The organism is Ignavibacteriales bacterium, from assembly GCA_016700155.1.
GTDB lineage: Bacteria > Bacteroidota > Ignavibacteria > Ignavibacteriales > Ignavibacteriaceae.
The window spans coordinates 3,910,228-3,922,509 of the sequence record CP065001.1 but is presented as its reverse complement, the minus strand read 5'-3'; the positions used below and the strand labels follow the sequence as shown (position 1 = coordinate 3,922,509).

10 protein-coding genes and 1 other RNA gene are annotated in these 12,282 nt (G+C 36.4%); 3 read left to right on the top strand and 8 right to left on the bottom strand.

Annotated elements, in window-relative coordinates:
- Nucleotides 1–1,140, top strand: coding sequence for a glycosyltransferase family 9 protein (locus IPM56_16485; GenBank protein ID QQS35817.1), 1,140 nt, complete (start codon nucleotides 1–3; stop codon nucleotides 1,138–1,140).
- On the top strand, nucleotides 1,121–1,777 hold the full coding sequence (locus IPM56_16480) for a fumarylacetoacetate hydrolase family protein (GenBank protein QQS35816.1): 657 nt from the start codon (nucleotides 1,121–1,123) through the stop codon (nucleotides 1,775–1,777). Before IPM56_16485 ends, IPM56_16480 begins: the two co-directional genes overlap by 20 nt.
- Here IPM56_16480 and ruvA read toward each other — a convergent pair.
- The 8 genes from ruvA to ispG all read right to left on the bottom strand — a co-directional run bounded on the left by ruvA (nucleotide 1,774) and on the right by ispG (nucleotide 10,178).
- The gene (gene ruvA, locus IPM56_16475; GenBank protein ID QQS35815.1) at nucleotides 1,774–2,355 is read right to left on the bottom strand and encodes a Holliday junction branch migration protein RuvA; all 582 of its coding nucleotides are present in this window, start codon (nucleotides 2,353–2,355) and stop codon (nucleotides 1,774–1,776) included. The two genes, IPM56_16480 and ruvA, sit on opposite strands and share 4 nt — an antisense overlap.
- 39 nt (nucleotides 2,356–2,394) lie before the next feature.
- Nucleotides 2,395–2,931, bottom strand: a complete 537-nt coding sequence (gene ruvC, locus IPM56_16470; protein QQS35814.1) for a crossover junction endodeoxyribonuclease RuvC — start codon at nucleotides 2,929–2,931, stop codon at nucleotides 2,395–2,397.
- 29 nt (nucleotides 2,932–2,960) lie between these two features.
- Nucleotides 2,961–3,686, bottom strand: coding sequence for a YebC/PmpR family DNA-binding transcriptional regulator (locus tag IPM56_16465; GenBank protein QQS35813.1), 726 nt, complete (start codon nucleotides 3,684–3,686; stop codon nucleotides 2,961–2,963).
- Between the two features lie 6 nt (nucleotides 3,687–3,692).
- Complete coding sequence (gene recJ / locus IPM56_16460; GenBank protein ID QQS35812.1) at nucleotides 3,693–5,417, bottom strand: single-stranded-DNA-specific exonuclease RecJ; 1,725 nt, start codon at nucleotides 5,415–5,417, stop codon at nucleotides 3,693–3,695.
- 25 nt (nucleotides 5,418–5,442) lie between these two features.
- Nucleotides 5,443–5,861: RNase P RNA component class A (gene rnpB / locus IPM56_16455), an RNA gene on the bottom strand.
- Between the two features lie 254 nt (nucleotides 5,862–6,115).
- Complete coding sequence (locus tag IPM56_16450; protein QQS35811.1) at nucleotides 6,116–6,838, bottom strand: hypothetical protein; 723 nt, start codon at nucleotides 6,836–6,838, stop codon at nucleotides 6,116–6,118.
- 5 nt (nucleotides 6,839–6,843) lie between these two features.
- The gene (locus IPM56_16445) at nucleotides 6,844–7,962 is read right to left on the bottom strand and encodes a Nif3-like dinuclear metal center hexameric protein (protein QQS35810.1); all 1,119 of its coding nucleotides are present in this window, start codon (nucleotides 7,960–7,962) and stop codon (nucleotides 6,844–6,846) included.
- Between the two features lie 209 nt (nucleotides 7,963–8,171).
- Nucleotides 8,172–10,178 (bottom strand): (E)-4-hydroxy-3-methylbut-2-enyl-diphosphate synthase, encoded by a 2,007-nt coding sequence (ispG, locus tag IPM56_16440; protein QQS35809.1) that lies wholly within the window; start codon nucleotides 10,176–10,178, stop codon nucleotides 8,172–8,174.
- A gap of 221 nt (nucleotides 10,179–10,399) precedes the next feature.
- Here ispG and IPM56_16435 point away from each other — a divergent pair, with 221 nt between their 5' ends.
- Nucleotides 10,400–12,274, top strand: a complete 1,875-nt coding sequence (locus tag IPM56_16435; GenBank protein ID QQS35808.1) for a DNA primase — start codon at nucleotides 10,400–10,402, stop codon at nucleotides 12,272–12,274.
- Nucleotides 12,275–12,282: the final 8 nt, after the last annotated feature.

Here is a 12,282-nt window from a genome sequence, read left to right as displayed (position 1 = left end):
ATGAACAGGCGGGAAAAATTTTTTTCTTTTGTTGAGAAGAAATCAAACGTAAAAAAGATTTTACTGCTGCGTGACGGATTGATCGGCGACACTGTTTTTATAACAACAATTCTTGCAAGATTAAATCATACTTTCCCTGATGCTTTTATCGATGTGATAGTTGGAAAAAAATCCGCTGATGTGTTAAAACATTTTCCGGGAGTAAGAAAAATAATTCCCTTCAATTATGACCTGAGCATTTTGTCGATCATCAAACAATTTTTTTTCTTTTTTTCGTTGGCGTTTGAGAAATATGACCTGTTAATCATACCTGAAGTTAATCCACATTACACATTGATGGGCAAGCTGGTCTTTGCAAAAAAGATAGCTTCATTTGCCGGGTCGATGAAAAACTCAGTTGACTATTTCATTCCCCGTCCTAAAAAGCAGGCAGCACTTGCTGAGGCTGAATTAGTCCGTGAGTGGACAACGCTGGATGGCAAAGATAAAACAATGTTAGTCGTCTCATCATCCGAACTTGAAGAAATAAAAAATTTTCTAAAACAAAATGGAATTGATGAATCTGATAAAATAATTTTAATAAACCCCGGCAGCAGTGTACAGCATTCGCCAAAAGATTGGGCTCTTGAATCATATGTCGATGTTGCAGATCACTTTGCTATGAATTTCGGTTACAAAATTATTTTTAACGGAATGAAAAGGGATGAAGAAGTTTTCAATAAATTGTTAAAAAAACTTTCCTGCAAACCTTTGATGCTTGCAGGAGAAAAAACAATTTCTGTAAGACATCTCTTTGCCTTAACTAGTATTTCAAAATTAGTTCTTGGTGTTGACACTGGGACAATCCATGCGGCTACTGCATTAAACATTCCCGTCGTTTGTCTTATGGGTTATATGAACAAAGACGATACCGGACCTTATCACCCCGATGTTGCGGCAAGAGTTATTACGTCAGATATTGCATGCATTCCCTGCGTGAATAAAAATCCCAAACCGGCTCAATGGGATATATGCAAAAATATTTTTCCTGTTGAATGTATGAAGCGAATAACCGCACAGCAGGTAATAAATGAAATTGAAGATGTTCTTAAATTAAAATTTGAAAATGCAAAAGGTGAAAATGAAATCAGTAAAAATTAAAAACAGTGATAAAGAATTTTTTGTCGGGAAGATTGTATGTGTCGGTAGGAACTATGCAGAGCATGCAAAAGAATTAGGAAATGAAGTTCCCGAGAAGCCTGTAATTTTTCTTAAACCTGTTTCGTCTATGATTTATTCCGGTGAAAAAATAATTCATCCGGATTTTTCAACGGACATGCATCACGAGGTTGAATTAGTTCTATTGATAGGTGAAACAATAAAAGACGCATCATTGATTGAAGCAGAAAAAGTAATTGCAGGTTATGGAGTAGGACTTGATATGACACTTCGTGATATTCAAAATGAGTTAAAGAAAAAAAGTCATCCCTGGACAATTGCAAAATGTTTTGATACTTCGGCGGCTGTTTCTGAATTTATTTTAAGCTCTGAACATCATTTAACTCTTGATGAAGAAATTTCTTTGACTGTAAACGGAGCTATTAAACAGAAGGAAAAACTGAATAAGATGATTTTCAAACCTGGAGAAATCGTTCAATACATCTCTTCATTAATGACATTGGAAAAAGGAGATTTGATTTTTACCGGAACACCGGCTGGAGTCAGCAAAGTTAATCGAGGCGACAAACTAAAAGCGAAACTTGAAAAAATGATTGAACTGCAAACTGAAGTTATTTAGTTATTCAATCCGCTTAATGCTTTTTTGATCACTTCTTCAATTGATAATGCGGGAAACATTTGAAGTATATCTCTGACAACTTTTTCAGCAACTTTTGAATTATACCCCAATGTAGTTAGTGCGGCAACTGCTTCATTTTTTACATTATAAGGAAGCTGATCCGTTTCACCTGAAGTTATCGAATCTACTTTTGAACGAAGTTCTAATACTAATCTTTCCGCAGTCTTTCTGCCGATGCCGGGGACAGCAAGTATCCTTGAAATATCACCTGACTGAATTGCATTCTTCAGATCATCAGTCTGAATTCCTGAAAGAATACTTAATGCGATTTTGGGTCCGATACCATTTACAGAGATCAACAGGTTAAACATTTCTTTTTCTGATTCAGCATAAAATCCAAATAGCGTTATTGAATCTTCACGAACAATAGTATGGATGAAAAGAGAAACCTCCTCTTTCTCCGCAATGTTTTCAAAAGTATTAATTGAAATATTTATTTCGTACCCAACTCCGTTTACATTGAGTAAAATCCTTGTTGGTTTTGATAAAATTATTTTGCCGCTAAGAAATCCTATCACTGTCTTGTTCTTTCAATTTTTTAATCTTTAATTTTTCAATTAAGAAATAACTCTCTCCGGATTTTGTTCAACAAATGATTTCCAGCTTTTTGATTTTTTAACAGGTGATTTCATTCTGAAAGCATGACATAATGCAGCAGCAAGCGCATCACTTTCATCAGGTTTCATTTTTTTTGATTTAAGATTAAGAAGACTTTTAATCATAAAGCTGACTTGTTCTTTTGAGGCTGCACCTTTTCCAACAACCGCCTTTTTTATTTCTCTTGGTGAATATTCACTCACAGGAATTTTATTGTGTACGGCCGCTAAAATTGAAACACCTCTTGCATATCCAATTTTTAATGTTGATTGAACATTCTTTCCATAGAATGCTGTTTCAATTACAAACTCATCGGGTTTAAAAGTTTTTATTATTTCTGACAGTCCGTTATAAATTAATTCAAGTTTATGAGGCAGGTCATTCGATGCGGGAAGTTTGATCAACCCGTTGCTTATATGGGTAAAAGTGTTTTTATCGTGACGAATAATTCCGTAACCGGTTATAATTGTTCCGGGATCGATACCAAGAATTATCACAAATTTCCCTGATATTTTATTGAAAATAATTAGTCTATAAAATCAGCATTGGAGTAAACATTCTGAACATCGTCATTATCTTCTAATGACTCAATCAGCTTCATTACTTTTTCAGCATCTTCGCCTTTTACAGCAACCATATTTTTTGCGATATATTGAAGCGAGGCATTTTCAATGCTTAATCCTTTTTCAACAACAGCTTTTCTTACAGGTTCAAAAGATTCTAACGCGGTCTGTATTTCAAAATATTCTTCTTCCGTTGTAAGATCATCTGCGCCAGCTTCAAGTATTATTTCCATCAAGTCGTCTTCAGATTTACCCTGACATGGAAGAGTGATAACACCTTTGCGGTCAAACATCCATAATACTGATCCGGTTTCAGCCATACTTCCTCCGCCTTTACTAAAGAGGTGTCTGACTTCAGCGACAGTTCTGTTTTTATTGTCAGTTGCTACTTCAACTACCACAGCAATTCCCGCAGGTGCATATCCTTCATAAGTAAGTTCATGGTATGAAGCGCCTTCAAGAGTTCCTGTTGCTTTTTTAATTGCGCGGTCAATGTTATCTGCCGGCATGTTTACAGACTTGGCATTATCTACTGCAAGCCTTAATCTCGGATTGCCGTTTGGATCGCCTCCGCCTTCACGTGCAGCGATGGTGATTTCTTTGATCATCTTTGTAAAAATTTTTCCGCGTTTGGAATCTATCACGGCTTTTTTTCTTTTTGTGGTTGCCCACTTTGAATGACCTGACATTACTGGTTACTCCTGAAATTTTTCTTTTACTATTAAATCCTTTAACCTGAACTGTGGAAATGTTCTTCCATCACGGAAAGTTTTGTCGATGGTGAAAACAACGTCCAGGTATTTTCCGCTTTTAGTTACTGATTCAAAATGTTCTGCCATATTGAAACCGATACAATCAAATATTTTATCGGACCCGTTTTGTTTTAAATTCAAAATAAGATGATTGGTTCCTACTTTCCTTGGAGTGTTAACTACTTCAGCATTTTCTGCAAGAAAAACCGGACGCATATTGCCGGGACCGAACGGGGAGAACTGATCAATTATCTTTAAGAATTTTGGAGTGATTTCACTGAACTTTAGTTTTGTATCAATGTTAATTTCCGGAAGAAGATCTTCCTCTGTAATTGACTCCTTAACAACTTTGTTGAATTTATTTTTGAACTCTTCGATTTTTTCAACTTCAACAGCAAGTCCCGCAGCAGCCTGATGTCCTCCAAAGTGAATTAAAAGATCCTCACATTTTTTCAGCGCTTCATAAATGTTGAAGTTTGAAATGCTTCTTGCAGAACCTTTCGCAATTCCATCGACTGTTGTTAGCATAATGGTGGGGCGGTAATATTTTTCAACTAACCTTGACGCAACAATACCAATAACACCCGGATGCCATTTTTCCTGGTGAAGAATTATGGCAAGGTCGGTGTTAAGATCGAGTGAGTTTTCGACTATGTCGAGCGCATTATCAAAAGTATCAACATCAATTTTTCTTCTATGGTAGTTTTCACTTTCAAGAACTTTTGCAAGTTCGAGTGCTTCATTTTTATTTTCTGTTACAAGAAGTTCAACGGCGCGTTCAGCATCGCCTAATCTGCCCACAGCATTTATCCTCGGTGCAATTGTAAATACAATTTGTCCTGATGTAAGATTACCGGGCTCCATATTACTGCTTTCAATCAAGGCTTCAATACCCGGACGTGGATTAGTGTTGACCTGGTTCAATCCTTCTTTCACAAGAATTCTATTCTCATCAATCAAAGGAACAATATCAGCGGCACCTGCTAAGGCAACAAGGTCAAGATACTTTAAAGGCAGGTCACGTTTACCGATTCGTTCAGAAACTCCCTGTGCAAGTTTAAATGCTACACCGGCTCCGCTTAAATAACTGAACGGGTAGTTGCAATTCGGTTTAAGCGGATCGAGCACTGCATAAGCATTAGGCAGTTGATCTTTAGGCTGATGATGATCACAGATTATTATATCAAGACCTATACGATTTGCGTAATCGGTTTCTTCAACGGCTGTTATTCCGCAGTCTACAGAAATTAATAATGAGGCACCTTCATTTTTTATATGATCAATTCCTGAAGTTGAAATACCATAACCTTCAGTTAATCTTTTGGGGATATAGAATTTAACATTCGCCCCGAGTTCTTTAAGAAACATATAAAGAAGAGCAGTTGAGCATGTGCCGTCTACATCATAGTCGCCATAAATATATATGAGCTGATTTTCTGTAAGTGCTTTTATAACACGGTATGTTGCGGCTTCCATTCCATCCATCAGGAACGGATCGTGTAGTGAATCGAGTGTTGGTCTGAAAAAATATTTTGCCTGGGAGAAATTTTTGATATCACGCTGAACCAGAAGTTTGGATAGGACTTCAGAAATGTTCAGGGAATCTGCGAGTGATTTTACTGCGTATTCGTCATTTACTTCTTGAATTTTCCAACGCTTTTTCAACATAAAGTTATGGTAATTAAAGAACTAATAGCAATCCAAACCTGTAAGCCGAATTCTGTAATCCTGAAAAAAAATCAGGACGGCAATCATTTATCTCGTCCCGCTATTACTAACGGGATCCAGCGGTCTACCCGGCAGCTATTATGAGCGAACAACTCACTTCCGGTTAAGGAACAACTACCTTATTTGACCTTGCTTCGAGTGGGGTTTACCTTGTTCCGCCAAAAGCGGAATCCATTTCTGGACCAGTAATGTTACCATTACTGCGGTAGGCTCTTACCCTGCCTTTTCACCTTTACCCCGGTTTAAACCGGAGAAGTATTTTTCTGTGGCACTTTCCGTATCCCGCAAAAGCGGAACCCCGGGAATTACCCGGCACTCTGTTCTACGAAGTTCGGACTTTCCTCCTCTGGTTATAAAACCAAAAGCGATTGCCCGGTTTGGATTAGTATGTTAATTCTGTATTTATAAAAAAAGTTATTAATTGATTAAAAAGTTCAAACCACTCTGATAATAACGAGCAGTTAATCAATTGAATTCAGTGGTGCGAATATACGAAATATCTCTTGCTAAAACAGCTAAAAAGATTTGCTGAGATGATAGGGGATTTTCATCCGGATGGAAGAGGTTGTCTCAAAAGTAAAATTTCAAAAATCTGTTATAAGTATGAAAGTACTTCTGAGGCAGCCTCCTGATTTTTTTTATTCTGTAGATTCCGAAACTTCCGGAGAAACAAGTATTCTTCCGCAGTATTCACAGAAAAACAGCTTGTTGTTCCTTCTTATTTCAAGTTGACGTTGTGAAGGGACAATATTATGACAACCTGAACAGGCTGATCGTTTTATTGTTACTACTGCTTTTCCTTTTTTTGCTTTCCTGATTCTCATATATGCGGAATAGTCAGGTTTTTTCGTTTCAGTCTCTTTAGTTTTTCTAAGCTGCAGAAGTTTGGCTTCTTCTTTTTCATTGGCTTTAATGATTTCTTTCAGATCAGCCTGCTTTATTTTAAGTTCTTCCGTCAGTTCCGACAACATTGGGGTTACTAATTCGATATCCTCACTAAGTTTTTTACTCAGATCGGCAAGCGCATCGTTTTCAGCAGTAAGTTTATTTACTATTTCATCTGAATGATCAATTTCTTTTGTCAGCGCATCATATTCCTTGTTGTTTCTGACCTGGTAAAGCTGAGCTTTAAATTTTTTCTGGTTGTCTTTTAATTTTTCGATTTCTTCATCATTCTGTTCACGTTTTTTTAAGGAATCCGTTCTTTCCTTTTCCTTCTGATCAACGTCACGGTTAATTCCGTCAATTTTATTTTCAAGTTCTTTAACCGCATTTGGAAGATCACCTCTGAGTTCTTCCAGTTCATCCAGCTGATCGTCAATCAATTGTAACTCGTAAAGAGTTTTTAATCTGTTAAACAATTTATTTATGCTCCTTTTTTATTATAAAAAATTACCGGGTTCGTTGAACCGCTATACTTATAAACTTTTATTTGTTTTCCGGTTAATTTCCTGTTCAACCGTTTTTCAATTTCTTTTAATGAAGGAATTTCGGTCTCGTAATGTCCGGCATCAATCAACAGAATTTTTTTCTCCATTTCCTGAAAAGTATGATATTTTATATCTGCCGTGACAAAAGCATCACACCCAGCACTCACAGCATCGCTAATATATTCAGTGCCGGAACCTCCGCATACGCCTATCTTGTTTATATATCCTGTTACTTTTCCGCTGTAACGAAAATTTTTTATTCTCAATGATTTTGAAACATGATCAAGAAAAGCTTTTTGATTCATCGGGCTGGATAACTCCCCAACTGCACCCGCGCCGTAATTTACGTTGCCATTTAAAATTGGATAAACATCATATGCGGGTTCTTCATACGGATGAGATGATTTTAAGGCTTTTATTACACCGGTTAACTTCCAGGAATCTAACACCACTTCCAGCCTCTGTTCATCGACTTGCTCGAGAAAATTCTTTTTCCCTATTGCCGGATTTGATTTTATAGAGCCTTTGAATGTACCTGTTCCGGAAGATAAAAAACTACATGAACTATATTCACCAATTATTCCGGCACCGGCATTAAACATTGCATTTGCAACTTTGTTCAATGAGTCTTTTGGCACAAACGTGACCAGCTTAAGCTGATTATTATCAAAGTTTTTCAGGAATCTTATGTTTTGAAGTTTAAGTGCTTCGGCAAGTTTAAAGCTGACACCATCTTTTGTATAATCAAAATTGGTGTGCATTGAGTAAACAGAAATATCTTTCTTTAACAGGGTGGAAACTAATTTTGATTTTTGATCGGAAGCAGTATTGATTTTCTTAATAGGATAAAACAGGAACGGATGGTGGGAAATGATAAGGTTACAGTTTTTCTTTCCGGCTTCTGCTATAACGTTTTCATCAACATCAAGACATAACATAATATTTTTAATCTCTTGCTCTAAGCTGCCAACCTGTAAACCGACATTGTCTTTTTGCCATGCGATTTCTTTTGGCGTCCATTCTTCTATGTCTTCTATCACATCTTTACTTTTCATACAAAAAAAATGCACTTCTGGATTTGAAGTGCATTTCTAAACTTTTCTTTTCTTAAGCCCTGACTCAGGACCGGGTTTAGTTATAAAGATTAAAATTCTTTCTGGTAAAATAGCAATCATATTTGGTGGACTAATATAGCTTATTGATTTCTAATTATCAATAAATGCGCCAACAATGCTATTTTAATAATTTATTTAGGAGTTTTGGACTAAACGACGGGATCAATCCAATATCCGTCTTCCTTAATTATTTCTATCAACCGGTCAACCGCTTCTTCTGACGGGACATTCCTTTTTACAATATCTTTTGCCCGGTACAGCGTAATTTTTCCCACTCCCGAACCAACATATCCGTAATCAGCATCAGCCATTTCCCCCGGACCGTTAACTATGCAACCCATAACTGCTATTTTCAGACCTTTAAGATGTTCTGTTCTTTTCCTGATCATTTCTGTCGTTGATTGTAAATCGAATAAAGTTCTGCCGCAGGAAGGGCAGGCAATATATTCTGTTTTTGAAATGCGAACCCGCGCCGCTTGAAGTATGCCGAACAATAACCTGTTTATGTTTGCCTGAACCGAACTCTTATCTTTTATAAATGATCTGACATAAGTTCCATTATTTTCGTCGGGAGACTTTTTTGAATTGTATGATAACCAGACGCCATCACCGAATCCATCTATTAATAATCCGCCAATATCTGTAGAGGCAAATAATCTTAGTTCATCTTCGGATATATTTTCATAATCCCGTTTGATGATAACCGGGTTTAGTATTTCATTGTTAACTAATTCAATAAATAATCTTCGTAACTCAGCCATAGCGTGTTCGTTTTGAGTTTGAGCAACAAGTACAACAGTTTTGTCATCACGAAGTCTATTTATAAGCTCTTCATTTAATTCATTTAATGACAGCAACAGAAAATTTGCTGAAAGAGATTTTTGCTCGGTAAGTAAATATTCATTTACATTAAATAAAGGATGACTTGCTGTTTTATCACCAAGCTGCAGCCAGTGATCAAAATCGTGTATAACTTTTAATCCTGGTTGAAGTTCAATTTGACTATCTTTTTTACCAAGATAGATCAGGTCGGCAGCCATATCACTCATATTCCATTTATCAGTTGGCGCATCATAAATATAGCCAATAGAAGTAAGATCTTTAAAATCACTTACACCTTTCTTACTGTAATCTGAAAGAACCCGCGGAACATTATTCCCGCCGATTCCATTTACTTCAAATGAATTTCTTCTTTTATAATTAAGCGGATCATAAGGAAGAAATGTATTCGGCTTAATTACCTTGTGATTACTTCTGCTTGTGTATCGGGATGCTAATGAAATTGCAACAGGCGCTTCAAACTCAGGATCTTCAGTTAATGAAACTCTTATTGTATCTCCAAGTCCGTCCTCGAGCAATGTTCCTATTCCAACTGCTGATTTTACTCTTCCGTCTTCACCACCGCCTGCTTCAGTCACACCAAGATGAAGAGGATAGTTCATTTTTTCTTCTTCCATTTTTTGAATAAGAAGTCTGTATGCCTGAACCATCACTTGCGGATTGCTGGCTTTCATAGATAGCACTATTTCATGATAATTTAAGTCTTCACAAATCCTTACAAACTCTAATGCTGATTCAACCATACCAAGAGGTGAATCTCCGTACCTGCTCATTATTCTATCTGACAATGAACCATGGTTTGTTCCGATTCTCATAGCTGTTCCATATTCTTTGCAGATATTTACAAGGGGTGTAAATTTTTTTCTTATCCGTTCAAGCTCTGCATCATAAGCATCATCGGTGTATTCTATTTCTTCAAACTTTTTCTTATCGGCATAATTGCCGGGATTAACTCTTACCTTCTCAACAATCCTTGCAGCAAGTTCGGCAGCGTTTGGAGTAAAGTGAATATCCGCTATCAACGGAACTGAATATCCTCTTGCTCTAAGTTCTTTTTTAATATTTTCAAGATTTGCCGCTTCATTTATACTTGGTGCTGTTATGCGGACATACTCACATCCGGCTTCTACCATTCTTATGGTTTGTTCAACAGTACCTTTAGTATCCATTGTGTCAGTGATTGTCATTGACTGTATTCGTATCGGGTTATCTCCACCGAGCGGAACATCGCCGATTTTTACAACCCTGGTTTTATAGCGGGAATACTTTGTTAAGCTGTTGCAGTATGATTTTATTTTTTCAACCGGTTCGTGCATCGTATAGCTTTCTTTAAAAGATTAACTAGTTCATCCACAATATAAGTGATTTTGGATTTTTATTGATTCCATTAATTCAGAACCGCTTAAATTTTATTCAAATTTAATGTTCAAAAATAAAATATCAACTGATAATGAATTTAAACTTCAAACTTGTAACTCATAATTATATATTTAGACAGTAATTCATGTTTTATTTTCTACTTATGTTACCTCATTAAATGCGAATCCCTGAATCAAAAATTGAAGAGATAAGAGCTGCGGCTGATATTGTAGATGTAATTTCCGAGTACGTCATTTTAAAAAAACGCGGGAAAAACCTGCTTGGCTTGTGTCCTTTCCATGGTGAAAAAACTCCATCATTCACGGTAAGTTCTGATAAACAGATATATCATTGCTTCGGCTGCCATAATGGCGGCAACGTTTTCAAGTTCATGATGGAATATGAAAAAATATCATTCATCGAAGCTGTACAGGAACTGGCTGAGAAAACCGGAATTCAATTAGAGTTTGATGATGCAGAATCAACTGAAAAACAAACCGAGCAGGAATTACTTTATGAGATAAACACACATGCGGCAAAATATTTTTCAGATAATCTTTTGCATGATGATAATGCTGAAATTGCACGTGAATACTTTGCTAATAGAAAAATCAAACAGGCAACAATAAGAGCATTCGGGCTTGGCTATTCTTTTTCATCACGTGATAGCTTTGTTCAATACGCAACAGCAAAAAAGATTGATCTTGAAAAAGCATTATACCTCGGTCTGATAGGCTCAAACAATGACGGAAGACTTTACGATAAATTTTCCGGCAGAATAATTTTCCCCCTTTTTTCACCTAATGGAAGAGTAATTGCATTTGCCGGAAGAATACTTGAAGACCGGGAAAACACAGCTAAGTATCTCAACTCACCGGAATCATTAGTCTATATAAAAGGAAGAACACTTTACGGCTTGTTCCTGACAAAAGATGAAATCAGAAAACAGGATAAAGCCATTCTTGTTGAAGGTTATATGGACCTGATTTCGCTTTACCAGAACGGAATTAAAAATGTTGTGGCAGTTTCCGGAACTGCATTGACCGAAGACCAGGTTTTGCTTCTTTCTCGTTACACAAAAAATGTTGTACTGCTGTTTGATGCCGATACAGCGGGCATCAAAGCATCTATGAGAAGTATAGAACTTCTTTTAAAACGTGATATTGAAATAAAAGTCGTTTCTCTTCCGGCTGGTGAAGACCCGGATTCTTACGTAAATAATTATGGTGCTGATAAGTTTGAAGAGATAATTGACAAAGGTGTAAACTTTCTTGAATACCAGACTGCATATTATGAACGCGAAGGTTATTTCAAAGATGCATCAACAACTGTTGCGGCGATACGCGAGCTTGTTAAACCCGTTGCTTTGATAAATGATGAGTTGAAAAGAAATATTCTTATAAAAACAATTGCTCAAAAATTCGGACTGCGTGAAAAACTTCTTGAATCGGAACTTGATAAGATCATCGTTAAACAGGATGACAGAAACACAAAACAACAATCGGCTGGTTTAAATAGACGAAATGTTTCCGGACTTGAACAGGAGCCTGCTGATTCATTGTCAGTAAACTATTTAGTTGAAAAAGAATTAATAAAACTTTTGCTCGAGGGAAACGAAAGCATAGTTGAACTTATAAATCGATATATAACCTCAGATGATTATTTATTTGAGCCTCATCGCAATCTCGCTGAAATTATTTATAATTGTTTTCATGATGGTGAAAGTATAATTGCATCATCCATCCTTGAAAAAATTTCTGATGAAAAACTCCGCGCGTATCTTCTTGAAGTTACATTTGAAAAATATTCAGTAAGTAAATACTGGGATGAACTTCGTCCCAATGAATCATTTGAAAAACTTTTGATAAAAATTGCGATTGATACTGTACAAAAATTCAAGACGATGGAGATTGACAGAAAGATAGAAGAAAATCACAGGTTGATCCGGGAATCAACGGATGAGTTAAATCAACTTGAACTGCTGAAACTTAACCGTGAACTCGAGCAGGAAAAAGTTTCAATAAGCAGGGACCTGAACGGGTTAAAGATCTGACATTCATT

Coding starts and splice junctions, on each gene's coding strand:
- IPM56_16485 (QQS35817.1), top strand. CDS start 1: ATGAACAGGCGGGAAAAATTTTTTTCTTTTGTTGAGAAGAAATCAAAC.
- IPM56_16445 (QQS35810.1), bottom strand. CDS start 7,962: ATGAAAAGTAAAGATGTGATAGAAGACATAGAAGAATGGACGCCAAAA.
- ispG (QQS35809.1), bottom strand. CDS start 10,178: ATGCACGAACCGGTTGAAAAAATAAAATCATACTGCAACAGCTTAACA.
- IPM56_16435 (QQS35808.1), top strand. CDS start 10,400: ATGCGAATCCCTGAATCAAAAATTGAAGAGATAAGAGCTGCGGCTGAT.
- IPM56_16480 (QQS35816.1), top strand. CDS start 1,121: ATGAAATCAGTAAAAATTAAAAACAGTGATAAAGAATTTTTTGTCGGG.
- recJ (QQS35812.1), bottom strand. CDS start 5,417: ATGTTGAAAAAGCGTTGGAAAATTCAAGAAGTAAATGACGAATACGCA.
- IPM56_16465 (QQS35813.1), bottom strand. CDS start 3,686: ATGTCAGGTCATTCAAAGTGGGCAACCACAAAAAGAAAAAAAGCCGTG.